This window comes from Moorena sp. SIO3H5, assembly GCF_010692395.1.
GTDB lineage: Bacteria > Cyanobacteriota > Cyanobacteriia > Cyanobacteriales > Coleofasciculaceae > Moorena.
In genome coordinates this window covers 1-17422 of record NZ_JAAHHS010000138.1, presented here as the reverse complement: position 1 = coordinate 17422, position 17422 = coordinate 1, and the positions used below count along the sequence as shown (strand labels likewise).

The following is a 17422-nucleotide window of genomic DNA, read 5'->3' as shown; positions in this document are numbered from 1 at the left end:
TCCAAAGGCGAACACCCGGCTAACCTTAAACCTTCAAACCTTTAACCTGCTAACCTTAAACTTTCAACCTACCAACCTGCCAACCTGCCAACCTTAACCCTTAAGCCACTGCTAGAGGATTCAACCATCGCAAAATTTCCCGTTGCAAGCGATTTAAATCGCGATAGACTTCTTGCTTGACCCACTGACCGACGGCATCCAATGGGGTAAAAACTGCCCCTGGGTTTAAGGTCACATCTTGCCCTAAAGGTGTTAAATGATTTCCTGGTATCTGCTGTAGGACAACCATATTTGGAAAACGTTTCTGTAAGGCTTGGGTCAAGCTAACACTTTGGTCAATCTCGTCATCACTGAATTTAATCAGTAAATTACGCTGGATTTGATAGCGTTGAGTAATCAGAGAGTTCGTTTCTTGGGGTGATGGAGTAAACTCGACCTGGAAGATAGGATTGAGGTTTAACTGTTCCACAAAGGGAATGGCACGGTCAGCGGAATAGTTGTTATAGGAAATCAAGATATTACCAGCTCGTTCTACACTGAAGAGGCTGCCAATCAACAAATGTAGTTTGCACCCCATGCTGTGGCCGATACCATAGATGGGTAGATACCGTTTTCGTAAAGCATTGGTTACCTGTAAGCGATTGAGAGTAGTCTCGAAGCGGTTGAGTACATCTCGTGCGATCGCAATATGGTCGAGGGTATTCACAAACGGTGTCGCAATCACTGCATACCGTTGAGCTGCTAATTTTTCCAGTAACAATCGGTAAGTTACGTGGGGTGCTGTAGCAATAAACGCCCCACCCAGGAAATGGATAATCCCGGTGGGACGATTGGGGATTAAAACCCAGTTACCAGATATCTCTTGCCAGTCCATGCCATACTATACAGGGTTTACCTCTTTTATTGTAAAGATTTTTGTAGAGTACCCTGGAGTACTTTATTAATGTAGTATTAATATCTAAAATTTTGGCATTCAGAATTTACAATTCAGAATTCTCTTGACCTGGTACCATTAGTCGAAATTCATAAGTGTTGGGAGTAGACAATAATTCTGCACCCCTAGGATTAAGGTATCGCCCGTTGAATTTTAACTTCATGCGACTCTTGAAGCTACCAGCGCAGTAGCTAGGATTAGTATTAGCTCCAGGTGTGAAGGAAATCCTGTATTGAATTTCTCCTAGTGTAGGGTAGGCTTCGATATTAGGTAAATCTTGAGTAACACTAGTCATATCTTCAATTATTAAGTCTTTACCGCACTCATTCATGATTTGCTTGTTAGAAGCTAAGGCTTGAATTGCCGAGGTAATAAATTCTGATGCGGTGTTGATATCACCAGTAACTGGTTCTTGAGCATTTAACCCTGAAGCAAAAGCGAAAACCATAGCAGTTGCAGCAGCAATTAACGTATTTTTTACCTTCATCTTGAGCCTCGTTTAGTTGAGATTGATTATGAGCACACAGTTGAGAACACATCTTGAGTGCCCATGACAATTAGCACTGCTAATGGCGCAGTATCAGGAAAACTGGTTAGCGGCACTTACCCATACAATTCCCCAAAGTGTCTAGTTAGGTAACAATCTATAGCAAACTATATATAGCTATAATAGGAGGAAGATGAGGAGTACTAATTTTATAAAAAAATGCTATACTTGATAGATATATTAACAACTATTCTGAATCAAAATAATTCTTTATTGCTTAAGCACTCTGATTCTTTTTATGTCATTTCTTCTATATTAGAAATATCACATTACTTTGTCTAATTTTAGACTAAAAAACTCTACAGTACTTACGGAATAACTCTAGTTGTAGGGTGCTCTATTAACACACCCTACTAACTAAAGAATCGTAACTAACTCACTAAAGATTCAGCACTGACCTTAGTCAACTCTCGAATCTGCTCAATCAAATTGTTAATACCATCAGTATTGAGGCGATAACTGATGGGATGGGCAATCAGTCGTGCTGTACTCTCATACAAAATGTCAATTTCAATTAAGCCATTCTCTTTTAAGGTACGACCTGTGGACACCAAGTCCACAATTGCCTCCGACATCCCGGTAATCGGACCAAGTTCAACAGAACCGTAGAGGGGGATAATTTCTACTGGCAAATCCAGGTTATTGAAATATTCCCGAGCACAGTGAACAAACTTGGAGGCTACGCGACCATGAGCTGGCAAATCCAAAGGGCTTCGATAAGAGCTAGCTGCACGAACTGCCAATGACATCCGACAATAACCAAAGTGTAAGTCACCTAAAGTAGCCACTGCCGGGGTTTTTTCCTGTAACACATCATAACCAACTATCCCCAACTGAGCTTGACCATATTCCACGTAAACCGGTACATCTTGAGCTCGTACCAGTAGAGCTTGAGCAGTTTGACTGGGGTCTTGAATCTGGAGTTGGCGGTTGGCGGAGTCTAGGAAGGTACTAAAGTCTAGGCCAACGGATTGCAGTAGCTTGATGCTGTCTTTTAGGAGTGCGCCTTTGGGTAATGCGATGGTAATCATATGGGGAGCTTCGGGAGCTTTGGCAGGAGGTCAATTAGTTGACTGATCAGATCAACTATACCTGTAGAAGCTCTATTATAGAAGCCCGTGCCCGTCAAATTACCACCAACCCGATCATGTCCAGTTGAATAATTATGATTCCGGAGGGTACGTCATTAGTCATTTGTTAAACGTTTAAATCAGGAATCAGCTCTAGCACAGTTTTTTTAATGAAATCCCGCTGATAAAAGTCAGGATCAATAATCTTTCGATTCCAGACCACAATGTCTAAATCTATATAGCGCGGTCCATTTTTATTGGATTGCTTCACCCGCCCTTGGTCAATTTCGTTAGGTGCGCTTTCCGCATTAAGAATTAAATTCGCCACGGGTCGCACCTCTTGTTTAAGTTTTTGACGAAAGGTCTCAAAACCGTCTTCTGTGTGAATTAAAAAGGCACCATTTAGAAAATCAGGTTGCTCAGTAAAGCCTAGGAGTTTTGTTATGTAAAAGTGAGATTCATTAACAAAATTATCAGTTTTTGATAAATTATATTTTGCGAGTTTTACATTTTTATCAGGTTCAATATTAGAGCCAACACTTACTACTACTTCATTCACTACCACTTCATTCATCGTTTAGCACTCAATTCTATAGACACATAATCGGAAAATCGCAAAGCAAAAGGTTTATCAACTTTTACCTTAGCCCATATTATCCGGGGATTTTCCATTACAATTCTATCAATGACTTGGCTGTTAACTACAAGTAGTAGGCTTCGTTAATAACCCACCCTACAGATAGAGTCGCTGCGTAAGTCTTACAATTGTGTTGATAGTCAAAGGTCAACCGTCAACTATCAACAAAATCAATGCGTATTCTTTTAGTAGATGATGAAATTGAGCTGACTGACCCCCTCTCTCGGGTATTAACTCGTGAAGGTTACACTGTAGATGTAGCTTATAATGGTGCCTCAGGAAATGAGTTAGCTTCCCTTGGCGCTTATGACTTGTTAATCTTAGACTGGATGCTACCGCACATTTCTGGGTTAGAAATTTGCCAACAAATGCGATCGCATGACGCCACTACCCCAGTTCTTTTTCTAACCGCCAAGGACACTGTAGATGACCGAGTCATGGGATTAGATGCTGGTGCTGACGACTATATAGTTAAACCATTTGAACTGCGGGAATTACTCGCTAGAGTCCGGGCTCTGCTTCGGCGTTCTGCTGGGACTGATGCCAATCCCAGCCAGCGGTTACGGGTTGGAAAAATAGAATTAGACTTAAATAATCAAATAGCTTATCGCCACGGACGCCCAATTGAGCTATCGGAAAAAGAAAGCCAACTGCTAGGGTACTTCATGAGCCATGTTGGTCTATTATTATCCCACACGCAAATTTATCAACATTTGTGGCCATCCGAGGAAATCCCAAAAAGTAACAATTTAGCTGCTCTAGTTCGTTTGTTGCGTCGCAAAATCGAAATTAAGGGTTCCGCCCCCCTGATCCATACAGTTTATGGTAAGGGTTATCGGTTTGGTTGATAGTTATTTGTTAATAACTAAATTTAGTTATTTGTGATTGAAATTGACTACAGGGGCTAAAGGACATGCGATGCAGCCGACATGGTCCGTATTTTTGCAGTGCTAACCGATGCTTTTTAGTACCATAGCCCATGTTCGCTGTCAAATCATACTCTGAATACTTGGTAGCTAGACGAATTATTAAATCATCACGCCACACTTTGGCTACAATACTGGCTGCCGCAATATGAAGCGATCGCTGATCTCCCTTTACTAGATTTCGTTGTGCTATCGGTAAATCTGGCAACACGTGTAACCCATCAATCAGGCAAAGATCGGGCTTAACTTTTAATTTAAGCACAGCCCGTTTCATAGCTAACAATGACGCCTGTAAGATATTGAGCTGGTCAATTTCTGCACTAGTGGCATAACCAATAGTCCAATCCAGTGCCAATCCCTGAATTTCTTGAGACAGCTTTTGGCGTCGTTTCGGGGACAACTTTTTACTATCTTTAACGCCAGATAGAGCCAGTTGTGGCAGAACCGATACAGGTAAAATCACTGCTGCTGCCACAACTGGACCAAATAAGGCACCTCGCCCTACTTCATCTACTCCAGCCACTAAGGAAGGAGTACCGGATTTATCCGGTAACTCAAACACTTCAGTGACTTTGTCCGTTGTCATTTATCCAATGCTGAAGAGCGGCGACGGCGGCGGCGCACGATGGGGGGACTGTTAATGGTGGCATTGGCAGTAATGGGTTGATCAGATCCAGTTTCTGCAATTGGTGTGGCAGCAGTAGATTCTAGCAAGTCTGATTCGTCTAACTCTAGCTGATCGTCGCTGGAGGATGGACTATTAGTTGAATCGGTAGTTGAATCGGTACTTGAATCGGTACTTGAATTGGATAATTCTTCTTCATTATCCTCGATTTTTTCTCCCGGCAGTAACACTGAGATAATTGCTGACCTAGGATCTTTCACCTCTCGGTCTAAATTTAGTATAGGGGAAATGCCCATCAACGCATAAACATCTTGTTCTTCTGGGCTCATTTCAACCCTGACCAATTCTGGTGGTTCCTTTTCTTGAGCAAACTTGACTAGCTGGGGTTTTTCTACTCCTGAGCTGGATACCTCGTTTTCTGTGATGGTATCAAAGTTGGATGAGACAGAGATCACCCGATTGACTCCCCTAGTAATTGGTTCTTCCCTAATCACCGGGTCATCAATACGACGGCGGCGGCGACGGCGATTATTTGCTGCTCCTCGTTCCTGATAACTGGGGTGATTGAGCAAGTCCAACTCATTATCATTCTCAGAAGATAAGTCTACGGGTTCGGGGAACTGTGGAATGCTTCGCTCTGCTGGTAAGGGGATCGGTGCTAAGGTTTCTAGTGCTTCTGCTTCGACTTCACCGGGAAGATGTACCAGATGTCCTAACCCGCCACAGGTAGCACAGCTTTTACCAAACAACTCGTAAATATTTTGCCCTTGGCGCTTGCGAGTCAGTTCGACCAAGCCAAGTTCCGAAAGCTGGGCAATCTGGGGTCGGGCTTTGTCCTCTTTTAAGGCTTGATTGAAGTGTTCGAGAACCTGCAACTGATCCCGCCTGGTGTCCATATCAATGAAGTCAACAACGATCACCCCAGCTAGATTACGTAGGCGCAGCTGGCGGGCAATTTCTGTTGCTGCCTCACAGTTAGTCCACAAAACCGTTTCCCGCGCTGTAGCTGAGCGGGTAAAGGAACCAGAGTTCACATCAATTACGGTTAGAGCTTCGGTAGGTTCAATGATAATGTAGCCACCAGATGGTAAATCTACTCTTGGCTTGAGGGCTTCTCGAATTGCAGCATTGACCCGGAAATATCCCAAAATTGGCATGCGATCGCGATGATGGTCAATCAAGACCCCCTCTGGTGCTTGACCTCCGCTCCAGCTCAACAAGTGCTGTTTAACCCGTTTGACTGCAGTACTAGAATCGACCACAATCCGATTCACATCAGCAGTGTACATATCCCGGAGGACACGCTGAATAAAATCATCATCCCGATTAAGTAGGGCTGGTGCTCTGGTAGACGTTGCTTCGAGCTGGACAGCTTCCCATTGTCTTTGCAGGTTTTCCAAATCTTCCATAATGGCTTCTTCGGCTCTGCCTTCAGCTTCGGTGCGCACCAGCACTCCCATGCCCGATGGTTTGATTAGAATTGCTAGAGCTCTGAGGCGATTGCGTTCACTTTCGCTCTTAATCCGCCGAGACAAGTTCACTCCTCGGCCATAAGGCATCAGCACCAAATAGCGACCGGGTAAACTAATATTACCTGTAAGCCTTGGCCCTTTATTACCAGTGGGTTCTTTCATCACTTGCACCAACACCTTCTGCTGGGGAGTCAGCAGTTCGGTGATCGCACCAGACCGGCGTTTCAAGCGCAATGGTCCTAGGTCTGTCACATGAATAAAACCATTGCGATCGGGATCACCAATGTTGACAAATGCGGCATCAATACCCGGTAAGACATTTTCTACAACACCGAGATAAATATCACCGACCTGGTGATTACCGGTGGCAACTACTAGTTCTTGAATTTGATCTTCCCAAAATACAGCAGCAAGTTGATGTTGCTCTGCAATAATAATTTGCTTTGGCATGCAATTTCCTCAAAACTTCGTGGTACGCTTAGTCCTACAGTTAACGATAGGAGTCGTACTCTATTTCTAGGTCTGAAATGTTCGGTGATTTACTGCCATTAAACTGATCAGCCACAGAGACTAATAAATAGACTATGAATAACTAGAGGTGCGGCCCGTGATTACGAACGCGCCCCGCGTGACCTACGGTCAAGGGGTTGCTCGCCATCAGCGATGCAGCGCGGTCTTGAGGGTTACCCCCATGAGCGACTGCATCAAGAACGGAAAGCGCACTTAACTATTTTGTTGCTCATCGTTTGTTCGCGTAGCGTGACCTACGGTCAATCGAAAACTGTACTCAATGGCTGTACTCAATGGCTGTAGTTAATGGCGGTGAAACTGTCTCGAAGCCCCGTCTGTTTAGAGGGGGGTGCTGACAGGGTTTTTCGTGGTTTGGTGAATGGGATTGTAGCGGCTCTGCTGATTGTAGCACTTGGAGGTGCGACATTAGTTCTCTACTTTAAGACTCGCTTTCCAGTAGGATTTTCTGTCGCAAAGTCGAAAATTTTTGAGGTGCGCCCCCGTTCCCGCCCCGCGTCGGCTTTGCCGAAAGGCGCGACCCAAGGCCGGGTTGCCGGGCCAAAGGAAAGCTCACAATCACGGGAATTTAATTAGCCAAGTAAGAGCGCACCTATGTGTAATTGTCTCGCAATCTGCCTCGCTGCTTTTCCTATAATCCCGTAGGGACTTCGGGGGATGTTAAGCCTGACAAATTGATCACGTGACTCTTCTGGATTTAACTAATTTTAACCGATTTTATCAGGATTTTGATTAACAGTTGTGAAGCCGTAGTCTCTATCCAGTCGCACTCTGAAATATAGACAACGGATTAATTAGCCACTGATATAACTGATACAAAAATGGAGTTGAAGCCACTCCCCCCATCAATAAGTGTGACCAGTGGCAAATTCAATTCCCATTAGGAAAGCTCACCTATGCTAAAACCGGTTATTTCGATGGTTTTGGCTAACTACAGCTCCGATAGCTGAAAGTTAGTTGACCCATTATCGGCATTGTTCAGGATTTACCACAAACTACCCAGTTGCTACCAATATATCCAAAAGTTTGAATTTTTTATTAGCTGACTATTTCCTGACCAGAGGTCTGGAAATTCTTCAGGGTTTCTGTCTATATCTCCTGAATCTCCCTGTTTCAGCAGCTTTACTGCTTAGATTTAGGGTAGTGAGGCACATATGTTTGCCTTGTTGGGGATGTGTTATATTCTTATCCTACTTTATCACATTGGTAAGATCCTTTGGGACTCTTACCCTGCGCTTCCCATACGACACCTACCCAATACAGGTAAAGTGCGGGGATTTTCGCGGTTCAGCTAAGGAGCGAAATCTCCTTTGTGGTACCGATGTGATCGTAGCCTAGAAGCTTACGCTTTGCAATTTAAAAGCTAGTTTCGGTTACCCCACCCAAATTATAAAATATGGCTAGGGACTGCGCTCAACAATTTTGTTCAATTAATTTTGACAGCTTGAGATTGGCGCAGAGACTGAATCGTTGTGATCGTATGCTCAGCCACCAAGCTAATTTCCGCCATGGTATTAAAGCGTCCAATTCCAAACCGGATGGAGGCATAAGCCAGATTTTCCGGATTTCCTAGGGCTAATAGTACGTGGGAAGGAGCTACAGTTGCTGAGGAACAAGCCGAGCCAGAAGAAACGGCGGCCACAGGGTGTAATCCTAGTAGGAGGGCTGCGCCATCTACTCCCTCCACACTAATGTTAAGGTTTCCGGATAATCGCTGGGTAGGATGACCATTGATCTCGATACCTTCTAGTTTAGAGAGAGTGGTCCACAGACCGTCCCGCAGTTCTATCAACCGTTGAGATTCTGAGGGTTGTTCTTCTAACCCCAGTTCCACAGCCTTAGCAAACCCCACAATCTGAGGGGTATAAAGTGTGCCAGAACGCATCCCTCGTTCATGTCCACCGCCATGGAGCTGTGGTGCAAGCCTTACTCTAGGGTTACGACGCCGGACATAGAGAGCTCCAATCCCCTTTGGTCCATAAATTTTATGGGCTGTCAAGGACATTAAATCAATCTTCATCGACTGCACATCCAAGGGGATTTTGCCAATAGCCTGGGCAGCATCTGTATGGAATAGTACATTATGCTGGCGACAAAGATCTCCAATCTCGGCTAATGGCTGCAACACTCCAATTTCATTATTGGCTGCCATGACCGAGACTAAAATGGTATCAGGACGGAAAGCCTGCTCTAGCTGGCTTAAATCCACTAGTCCATCATCTTTTACCGGTAGAAATGTCACCTCAAACCCTAGGGTTTCTAAATAGTGACAGGGGTCAAGAACAGCATTGTGTTCAGTTTGCACGGTAATCAGGTGACGTCCTTTACTTAAATAAGCCTCAGCCACCCCTTTAATGGCTAGATTGTTAGCCTCTGTGGCACCACTAGTAAAAATGATCTCGACCGGTGTGGCATTGATAGCATCTGCTAGAATCTGACGCCCTTGTTTCACCGCTGCTTCAGCTTCCCAGCCATAGGTATGGCTGATACTGGATGGATTGCCAAAATGTTCAGTGAAGTAGGGTAACATTGCCTCCAACACCCGTTCATCCATAGGTGTTGTGGCATGGCAGTCTAGGTAAATTGGGCGATGCATGGTTTTTCGTTAGTTAAAAATTGCAGCTGCTACGGGATACATTATGATCAACCTCCTCCCCATGACCTGATCACCCTATCATCAGGTGATAGGGAGGAGGCGAGCACAAAGAGCGGAAAGCGCACTAAGATGTTTCACCACTCAAATTAAATTCCTAGATCTCGAATCCACAGTTTTTGAGAGGTGCAACTATTAGCCTTAGCGATGCAGCGCGGTCTTGGGAAGGCAGCGCGGTCTTGGGGAGGCAGCGCGGTCTTGGGGGTTTCCCCCATGAGCGACTGCCGTGGTCCCCCCCATGAGCGACTGCATCAAGACATAGCTCTCTAAACTTTGTCAAACATTATCCATTATTTTATAATGAAATAAGTTAGTAACTTGTTTAACAAGGGAACACTACCGCCCAACGAAGAACTAAAAGCCTTGGCAGCTGGTCGTAAGTTAAGCGACGTAAAATAATGGACTGAGTGAAGTTACAGTGCGGTTTGAGAGTAGGCAGCAGAGCCTCCATTAAGAAAATTAGCGCAATGCTTTTGGCATTGCTTTGTCGGCAACAACCATTAGTTAAAACTAATGCTATACCATCGTCCTATCTACTTGTGAGTAGGTTTGTACAGGTTAAATGTTGCACTGCTTTCCTAGATCACCAAGGGCTACTGGTTAAAATCCCATTACCCAAGCGATGCACCAGGTGCGACCCGTGGCGAATTTAATTCGCCTAGCGATGCAGCGCGGTCTTGGGGGAAACCCCCATGAGCGACTGCATCAAGACAAGGAAAACGCACCATTACGGTCTTGGGGGAAACCCCCACTAGCTATTGCATCAAGAATGGATGGTTAATTTTCCATTGTCCATTTTTTTGCAGCTTTCGCTGTTCATTATCCTCACAACACACTCCACCCTTTAAGAATTTAGTGCAGTTCATCAAAACGGCAATTTTGACTGAATACGCTTTAACTCGAGACATGTTGAACAGATTGATTTAATTTTCCCTGGTGTCAAGGCAGAATTAACTACACGAGTTTTGAGACCGCATTTAGGACAGATGGGTTGATGATTAATGATCACCCACATGCCCCACTTGAACTCAATTACTTTTTCAAGCTCAAGCTGTTTCAGTCCTTGGGCAAGTCGCTCTTCTGAATACCGGCACTTCCTGTTCAATTCATCTTGAGTCAGTTTCCCATAGTCAGATGTACAGAGCAGATGAACGATTTTACCACAGGTTTCTTGTAAGTTACTTAATTGTTCTTGGGGAGCTACAGGCTTCTCCGGTTTGGTGTGGCGGGGAGGACACAGTGGGTAGCTCGAGAAATTCACTCGATTGTGTGTAGTGACTTTCGGTGTAGTGACTTTCGGTGTAGTAACTTTCGGTGTAGTGACTTTCTGCTTCCAACGGACTAACGTTGAAGAATCAGCGTGGCCACTTGTCATGGGAATGTAGCACTTATCTGACTTAATTTTGAGTTGCTGATTTTCCTGAGCAAGGGTATTGCTTTGCTTAGCCGTTACCCTGTTTTCCCAGTTCTGATGCTTTAACATATGGTGTAGATGTTCAACCCTTTTCACAACTATCCTAGTTTTGTTAAAAATATTGAACAACCGTGATTATACGTAAGATACTCTTTTGCTCACCGGGGAGTTACCACTGAGTTTTCACGGAGAAGATAAGCTCAATCTATTCATATTTGGGCAGCATAGTGGTATGGACGCGCTTCGCTTCTGGCTATGCGATCGCATGGTTGCCAGCTGGGGTCAATTTCGATTTCTAGTGCTCCCTACCAAAGCGGAGAATGGCCACCCCCGAGCCTACACTTACCGGATCCGGAAGTGTTACATTATGTCACCAGAACAGAGTGGTAAAAAAATTGGACACAAGTAAAGACAGTTCCTTAAAACACAGCAAAATTCACCAAAGGCTAAGTCAATTGATTAAGGTGCTGGCTCAACAATTTGGTAGTGTCCGGGAACTTGCTAGGCAAGTCAATGTCACTAACAACACCTTGACAAATTGGATGAATTGTGATCATACTCCCAGCTTAGAGAAGCTAGAGAGGCTAGCTAAAGGTATTGGTTGGACAACGGAAGAGTTGATCAGCTTCTTGGTTAGTGAGGAAAAGCCTCTCGAAGCCATTGAGCGAAACAAGAAATCGAGTTCCTCTACTTTGAGACCACCTATTTCCATGGAGCAGATTTTGGCAGAGCTTCAGTGGCGACCAGTAGACCAATTAGTTGAGATTAATTTAGCGATCGCTAAACGGTTGCAAAGGGAATTCAGTGGCTCGACAGATACCACTGGCCTAGAGGAGGTGTTAAATCAGTCTCCTCAATTTGAGGAACTCAAGGGAGTGAAATTTATTTCACTGAGCTTAAAGGCAAGGCGACGATTAAAGAATTGGGTGACAATCTGCCAAAGTTATGTAGGCTTGAGTCCAGAGGAATTCATCCAAGTCGCTGTGGAGAAGCACAAAATTGACCCAGGAACCTTTGGGCTATTTTATAAGAGCATCATGGAACTCTCTAGTACTCCGTTTCCCCAGAGTTACTATGAGTGGCTTTTCCCGTTAATTTCTCCAGTGAGTGGTTGGATCGGGTCAGCACAAGAAACTCCTATTCTAGATTTTTCGAGAACTTACACAGAAACTTATACAGAACCTTGGAGTAATTTCATTGAGAACTTAGAACACATTAGTAATGGAGTAACTACCAAGTCTAGTTCAATTCTGTTTTAACCAGGTTTTGTTAAGGGTTGACAATTGACGGTTTACTGTCAACGCTGAATATAAGGAAACTGTCTACAAACAAACCATTGCGTTAATGCTGCAGTTTAGATCAAGTCACAAACTACGCGAAAACCAAAGGAGATATATGTAACATCCGGAGCATTGAAATTGCGATAATCACTATGGCAGTACCCAGAACTGTTGAGCCAAGACCCTCCCCTGAGCAACCGATCCCGATCCTCATTATTGCTTAGCCACGCACTGCCATCCGATGGTTTACCCTGGTGATTTTCATGCCAATGGTCAGCACACCATTCCCAGACATTGCCATGCATATCGTATAGCCCAAAGGCGTTAGCTACTTGAAAACTCCCGACAGTGGTAGTTTTCTCTCGAAAGATACCTTTTGCTTGTGAACCATCAGTGTCAGTCTTCTGATGACCATCGTAGTTAGCTAAATTAGTGGTAATTGTTTGACCAAAGTGAAATTTTGTGGTACTTCCAGCACGACAGGCATATTCCCATTCCACTTCACTGGGTAGCCGATAGGTACGTCCCGTTTTTTGAGAAACTCTGGCACAAAATTCTACAGCGTCATACCAAGATATCTGCTCGACAGGCAGATTATCTCCTTTGAAGTTGGATGGATCAGAATCCAAGTCACGACTGACTTTGGGTAAGGAAGCAACTACTTTCCACTGTGCCTGAGTTACACTAAACTTTCCCATATACAAGGGCGTCACAGTGACCAAGTGTTTAGAAGCTGGTGAACCCATAGTAAAGGAGCCGCCAGGGATAGATACCATTTCCAGCATCACCCCGTTTCCTAAGTTTTCCTTAAAAAACTTCCCTTGATGAAGGTTACGATTGGTTATTTGACCTTGGGGATTCACTCTGACCACATCAAATTCAAAGTCTTGTAGGGATACATTGGTGACTTTTGCTTTTTCCTGCTGATTACTGGGGGATAGTGACTTATCCTTTTCTACCTCTTGAGTAAAATTGAGGCTCAAATGGTTAGGGGTGAAGGTGTGGGAGGGTGAGTCTGAGAGTTTATCAATGACTGTTGCTAATACTAGTCCGACACTGCCAAAACCAGCGGCTTTGAGTAATTTCCGTTTAGTCAATACCCTCGTTAACTTTGTATTGCTTAAACCTATGGAAGACCCCTTTAAGGGAGTGGATAGTATTTTTGATAGTACTTGGCGTCGTGAGGGTGCTGGATTTATCACCTGCTCAAGTTTGGCCAACTGTTGCAAAATCTCCCCAGTATTCCGAGGACGCTGACTGACTAAGGGAGCCATCAGTTGGTCGATAAATTCTCTGAGTTGAGGCGAGATATGAGGGGCATAGGGGTGCCACAGTAATTCACTGGTATCAGGATTGTAAAGAAGGGGATCCATCGGTTCCTTACCAGTGAGCAGATAAACAAAGGTGCGCCCCAAGGCAAAGAAGTCCGATTGTGGCATGGCATAGCCTTGCTCTTGTTCTGGTGGTGCGTAACCTGGAGTATGAATCTGGGTGTTTTTACCGCCAGCAATAATGGTGTTAGTGACTTGCCGCACAGCCCCAAAGTCAATGAGCACCAGTTGTCCATCTTTCCTGAGAATGATATTGGATGGTTTAATATCGCGATGGAAAAAGTGCTTCTGATGGACTACATGGAGAATTTTTACCAGTTGGGATAGCCATTCCAAGGCTAAGGTTTCGTCAATAGGGTGCTTCTTTTGTTGGTGCTGATACTCCTCTAAATCTAGCCCTTCAATGTATTCGAGAACCATGCAGTGTAAGCTGATCTCGTTGTTTCTGGGAGAGAAGATAAATGTTCCTTCTGATTGGGGAATTCCTGGATGATTCAGCTGACTCAAAACCCATGCTTCTTGCTCAAACAGCTCAATTGCCCGAGATTGGTAGTCAGTCAAGACTTTGAGAACTTTGATAGTGTTGTGATTACTTTTTTGATCAAGTACCTCATAGGTCTTACCGAAAGCACCTTTGTCACTGAGTAACCCAATCACACGATAACGTTCTGCCAAGAGTAATTCCGAACCACAGGCTTTGCAGAATAGGGTATCTTCTGTATTGTAAGGTTTAGAACAATCGGGATTAATGCACCAAGTCATGATTCCCTACCTACGAGCTACTGATACAAGCTACTGATATGAGCTACTTAAGCGATCGCAAAACCTAAAAAATATTCCAGGGACAGGACAGCGATCGGGCTTTACTTTAGTTTTTGGTTACCGGTCCTGTTTAATACCGAAATCACAGAGGTTTTGATTGGTTTTTCCACCACCAAACTAATCGCCCAAACTAATCTATAGTATGACTGCTTTGGCGCGAAATTTCAAAAATTTTAAATTTTTAAAATTTAAGTAAATCCACAGTTGCTAATAACAGCCTAAGGATTTAGGAGTATGTTTATTGGCTGAAAGCCAAGGTAGTTTTAACCGGTTGGCGGTAGTATAACCACAGAGTCCACGGAGTTTTAATCCGTGAAAATGTCAATCATATTATTAGCTTAGTCTAGTAAGTATTGTTTGTCATGCCAACTTGGCATGTGTTTTTGAAGACTTAGGGGAGTTAAAAAGTCCTAGATTTTTTTAGGGAGTAGGGAGTAGGGAGTAGGGAGTAGGGAGTAGGGAATAAAAAAGAGGGGACTTTGAAATTTGTGAAAAATCCTGTGTACATCATTACTATAAAAAAACGATATAAACATAACTAATTTTTGGTCTAAACTAAAATTAGTCATGGCACTACCTTCGGCAACCATTAGCCTAAAGCTTAAACCCTATGGTGGAAAGACCTTTGGTGCTTCCCTGGCAGAAATTGCCTGGATTGGGTAGAATCAGTGACGGGATTTGCGATCGCAGGTCAGCTATCAGCTAATGCGCACTTATCACAGGCTAGAAGCCTGTGCCACGCTACTTGAGGTGCTATCAGCGGTCAGCCAAAGGCTGATAGCTGAATGCTTAATACTTAATCCTTAATCCTTCATCTTTAGTCTTATGCTACCTGGTCAAGAACCCCCACAACTACTGAAAAAACACCTATTTTTCCAAGGAAGACGATTTAGTTTCGAGGTGAATAATCTACGTCTTCCTAATCAATCAGAAGGGCAATGGGAATGCATCCGTCACCCTGGTGGTTCCTTGGCGGTACCGGTAACACCAGATGGCAAACTGGTACTAGTACGGCAATATCGCTTTGCTGTTAGTGGGCGTCTTTTGGAATTCCCTGCTGGTACGGTAGAATCCCATGAAAACCCAGCTGAAACTATTAAACGGGAGATAGAAGAAGAAACTGGCTATCGCGCTCATAGCTGGAAATCTTTGGGAAAATTTCCCCTTGCTCCTGGCTATTCCGATGAGTACATTTATGCGTTTCTAGCGGAGGATTTGGAGAAATTGGAAGCCCCTCCTAAGCAAGATGATGATGAGGATATAGAAGTGATTTTAATGACACCGAAAGAGTTAGAACAAGCTATATTGGAGGGTGAGCCAGTGGATGCTAAATCTATTTCCAGCTTTTTTATGGCTCGTCCGTTTTTGAATGACTAACCTGATTCTCTTCTGGCATCGCCGTGATTTACGGATTTCTGACAATGTGGGACTAGCTGCTGCTTTTGAGCTCAGTCCAAAGCTTGTCGGTGTTTTCTGCCTTGACCCTACTATTCTAGAGCGCGATGATATTGCCCCAGCAAGAGTAACTTATATGATTGGCTGCTTACAACAATTGCAGCAAAGTTACAGACAAGCTGGTAGCCAACTTTTAATCCTACATCAAGACCCTAGGCAAGGAATTCCTAATTTAGCTGTTGCTCTGGAGGCTAAAGCTGTTTGTTGGAATTGGGATGTGGAACCTTATTCTAAGGAACGGGATCAAGCTGTAACAGCAGGGTTGAAGGAAAAGGGTATTGCTGTGTATAACTATTGGGATCAGTTATTACACGCACCAGGAGAAATTTTCACTAAGTCTGGCAACCCCTATACTGTCTACACTCCTTTCTGGAAAAATTGGCAAGGTCAATCTAAGGCAGAACCTGTAGCAACTTTGAGTAGGGTTGAATCCCTGACGGAAATAGAACAAGAGAATGCTTTGGCAGCAGGGGTGATTGATTTACCTAGTGCTAGAGATTTGGGGTATGTCTGGGACAATGAACTGTTAGTGCCACCAGGGGAAAAGATCGCCCAAGAGATTCTGGAGAAATTTTGCGATCGCACTATTGGGGATTATCAGGAACAACGTAATTTCCCAGGGGTGGATGGTACCTCTAAACTTAGTGCTGCTCTCAAGTTTGGTGTGATTGGGATTCGCACGGTTTGGCAGGCGGCTCAGAATGCTTATAACTTGAGTCGCAGTGATGAAGCTCGGCAAAGTATCCAAACCTGGAAACAGGAACTGGCTTGGCGGGAGTTTTACCAACATGCCATGTATTTTTTCCCAGAATTAGCACAAGGACCTTATCGCCAGAAATTCCAAGATTTTCCCTGGGAGAATAATCCAGAATTCTTTCAAGCTTGGTGTGAGGGCAAGACTGGCTACCCGATCGTTGATGCGGCGATGAGGCAGTTAAATCAAACCGGATGGATGCATAACCGCTGTCGGATGATTGTTGCTAGTTTTCTGACTAAGGATTTGATTATTAATTGGCAGTGGGGGGAAAAGTATTTTATGCAGCGGTTATGGGATGGAGACCTGAGTGCCAATAATGGTGGTTGGCAATGGAGTGCCTCTAGTGGCATGGATCCTAAACCATTGCGAATTTTTAACCCAGCTAGTCAGGCTAAAAAGTTTGACCCGGACGGTGAGTATATTCGGGAATGGTTACCAGAGTTGAGTTCTGTGGATACCGAGTATTTGGTGACTGGGAAGATTCCTGAAAGCGGACGCGAAATGTGTGGGTATCCAGCACCAATAGTCGATCATAATCAGCAGCAGCGTCGGTTTAAGGAATTGTATAAGGAGTTATAGCGCTATGGGCAAGTCAGAAGTCAGAAGTCAGAAGTCAGCTAGAATCACGTTTCGGAGTTTAGAAGCGCTGCATCAAGACAGGTGCGGAAGCAAGTTCCGCGTTCTATTCCCGTTTGGCCGTAGGCCACGCTACGCGAACGGGCAGCATCGGGCAAAGCCGGAAAGGGTGGCCCAAGGCCTGAGCTTCCTAAAATCTAGGATGAAAAAAGTACCTCACCCAAGTGGAAACCGTTATGATATTTACAAATAGGTCATGAAGAATATGGGTGATTTAGCATAATATCAAAAACTCTACAAAGCTCTTTACTAATGGTAGCTGTTACCTGTTTTATATTCCCTTTCCTTATCCATTATATGTTTCCATAGATCGGAAGAGCTTCTTTTAGGGAAAG

At 44.1% G+C, this 17422-nt stretch carries 18 protein-coding genes; 8 read left to right on the top strand and 10 right to left on the bottom strand.

Annotated features, from left to right (window positions below):
• Nucleotides 1-100: 100 nt before the first annotated feature.
• From F6K52_RS16625 to F6K52_RS16610, 4 genes are all read right to left on the bottom strand, one after another.
• A complete protein-coding gene (locus F6K52_RS16625) occupies nt 101-874 on the bottom strand; it encodes a DUF1350 family protein (protein WP_293079499.1) in 774 nt (257 codons plus the stop codon).
• A gap of 106 nt (nt 875-980) precedes the next feature.
• The gene (locus F6K52_RS16620) at nt 981-1421 is read right to left on the bottom strand and encodes a hypothetical protein (protein WP_293079497.1); all 441 of its coding nucleotides are present in this window, start codon (nt 1419-1421) and stop codon (nt 981-983) included.
• 431 nt (nt 1422-1852) lie between these two features.
• Complete coding sequence (gene hisG, locus F6K52_RS16615; RefSeq protein ID WP_293079495.1) at nt 1853-2512, bottom strand: ATP phosphoribosyltransferase; 660 nt, start codon at nt 2510-2512, stop codon at nt 1853-1855.
• Between the two features lie 166 nt (nt 2513-2678).
• Nucleotides 2679-3125 carry a 2-amino-4-hydroxy-6-hydroxymethyldihydropteridine diphosphokinase gene (locus F6K52_RS16610; RefSeq protein WP_293079493.1) on the bottom strand — a complete coding sequence of 149 codons (447 nt, stop codon included), beginning with the start codon at nt 3123-3125 and terminating at the stop codon, nt 2679-2681.
• Nucleotides 3126-3361: 236 nt separating this feature from the next.
• On the opposite strand from F6K52_RS16610, the gene rppA reads away from it, so the two are divergent.
• Entirely contained in the window at nt 3362-4036 is a 675-nt protein-coding gene (rppA, locus tag F6K52_RS16605; protein WP_293079492.1) for a two-component system response regulator RppA, read from the top strand.
• 10 nt (nt 4037-4046) lie between these two features.
• On the opposite strand, the gene F6K52_RS16600 is transcribed toward rppA, so the two are convergent.
• Together F6K52_RS16600 and F6K52_RS16595 are read right to left on the bottom strand one after the other, a co-directional pair.
• Complete coding sequence (locus F6K52_RS16600; RefSeq protein WP_293079490.1) at nt 4047-4700, bottom strand: ribonuclease HII; 654 nt, start codon at nt 4698-4700, stop codon at nt 4047-4049.
• Nucleotides 4697-6661, bottom strand: a complete 1965-nt coding sequence (locus F6K52_RS16595) for an Rne/Rng family ribonuclease (RefSeq protein WP_293079488.1) — start codon at nt 6659-6661, stop codon at nt 4697-4699. The genes F6K52_RS16600 and F6K52_RS16595 overlap by 4 nt, the downstream gene beginning before the upstream one ends.
• A gap of 213 nt (nt 6662-6874) precedes the next feature.
• On the opposite strand from F6K52_RS16595, the gene F6K52_RS16590 reads away from it, so the two are divergent.
• Together F6K52_RS16590 and F6K52_RS16585 are read left to right on the top strand one after the other, a co-directional pair.
• Nucleotides 6875-7024: a hypothetical protein gene (locus tag F6K52_RS16590; protein ID WP_293079486.1), complete on the top strand. Its 150-nt coding sequence runs from the start codon at nt 6875-6877 to the stop codon at nt 7022-7024.
• 9 nt (nt 7025-7033) lie between these two features.
• Nucleotides 7034-7315: a hypothetical protein gene (locus tag F6K52_RS16585; RefSeq protein ID WP_293079484.1), complete on the top strand. Its 282-nt coding sequence runs from the start codon at nt 7034-7036 to the stop codon at nt 7313-7315.
• An 850-nt stretch (nt 7316-8165) separates the two neighbouring features.
• On the opposite strand, the gene F6K52_RS16580 is transcribed toward F6K52_RS16585, so the two are convergent.
• Nucleotides 8166-9335 (bottom strand): IscS subfamily cysteine desulfurase, encoded by a 1170-nt coding sequence (locus F6K52_RS16580; protein WP_293079482.1) that lies wholly within the window; start codon nt 9333-9335, stop codon nt 8166-8168.
• Nucleotides 9336-9539: 204 nt separating this feature from the next.
• Between F6K52_RS16580 and F6K52_RS16575 the strand changes: the two genes are divergently transcribed.
• Nucleotides 9540-9662, top strand: a complete 123-nt coding sequence (locus tag F6K52_RS16575; protein WP_293079480.1) for a hypothetical protein — start codon at nt 9540-9542, stop codon at nt 9660-9662.
• Between the two features lie 595 nt (nt 9663-10257).
• On the opposite strand, the gene F6K52_RS16570 is transcribed toward F6K52_RS16575, so the two are convergent.
• Nucleotides 10258-10902 (bottom strand): hypothetical protein, encoded by a 645-nt coding sequence (locus F6K52_RS16570; RefSeq protein WP_293079478.1) that lies wholly within the window; start codon nt 10900-10902, stop codon nt 10258-10260.
• 58 nt (nt 10903-10960) lie between these two features.
• Here F6K52_RS16570 and F6K52_RS16565 point away from each other — a divergent pair, with 58 nt between their 5' ends.
• Both F6K52_RS16565 and F6K52_RS16560 read left to right on the top strand, forming a co-directional pair.
• A complete protein-coding gene (locus F6K52_RS16565; protein WP_293079476.1) occupies nt 10961-11215 on the top strand; it encodes a hypothetical protein in 255 nt (84 codons plus the stop codon).
• Nucleotides 11202-12065, top strand: coding sequence for a helix-turn-helix transcriptional regulator (locus F6K52_RS16560; protein ID WP_293079473.1), 864 nt, complete (start codon nt 11202-11204; stop codon nt 12063-12065). Before F6K52_RS16565 ends, F6K52_RS16560 begins: the two co-directional genes overlap by 14 nt.
• A 95-nt stretch (nt 12066-12160) precedes the next feature.
• Here F6K52_RS16560 and F6K52_RS16555 read toward each other — a convergent pair whose 3' ends face one another.
• Both F6K52_RS16555 and F6K52_RS16550 read right to left on the bottom strand, forming a co-directional pair.
• Nucleotides 12161-14179, bottom strand: coding sequence for a bifunctional serine/threonine-protein kinase/formylglycine-generating enzyme family protein (locus F6K52_RS16555; protein ID WP_293079471.1), 2019 nt, complete (start codon nt 14177-14179; stop codon nt 12161-12163).
• Between the two features lie 470 nt (nt 14180-14649).
• The gene (locus tag F6K52_RS16550) at nt 14650-14808 is read right to left on the bottom strand and encodes a hypothetical protein (protein WP_293079469.1); all 159 of its coding nucleotides are present in this window, start codon (nt 14806-14808) and stop codon (nt 14650-14652) included.
• Nucleotides 14809-15064: 256 nt separating this feature from the next.
• On the opposite strand from F6K52_RS16550, the gene F6K52_RS16545 reads away from it, so the two are divergent.
• Nucleotides 15065-15616: an NUDIX hydrolase gene (locus F6K52_RS16545; protein ID WP_293079467.1), complete on the top strand. Its 552-nt coding sequence runs from the start codon at nt 15065-15067 to the stop codon at nt 15614-15616.
• Entirely contained in the window at nt 15609-17030 is a 1422-nt protein-coding gene (locus tag F6K52_RS16540) for an FAD-binding domain-containing protein (RefSeq protein ID WP_293079465.1), read from the top strand. Before F6K52_RS16545 ends, F6K52_RS16540 begins: the two co-directional genes overlap by 8 nt.
• Nucleotides 17031-17422: the final 392 nt, after the last annotated feature.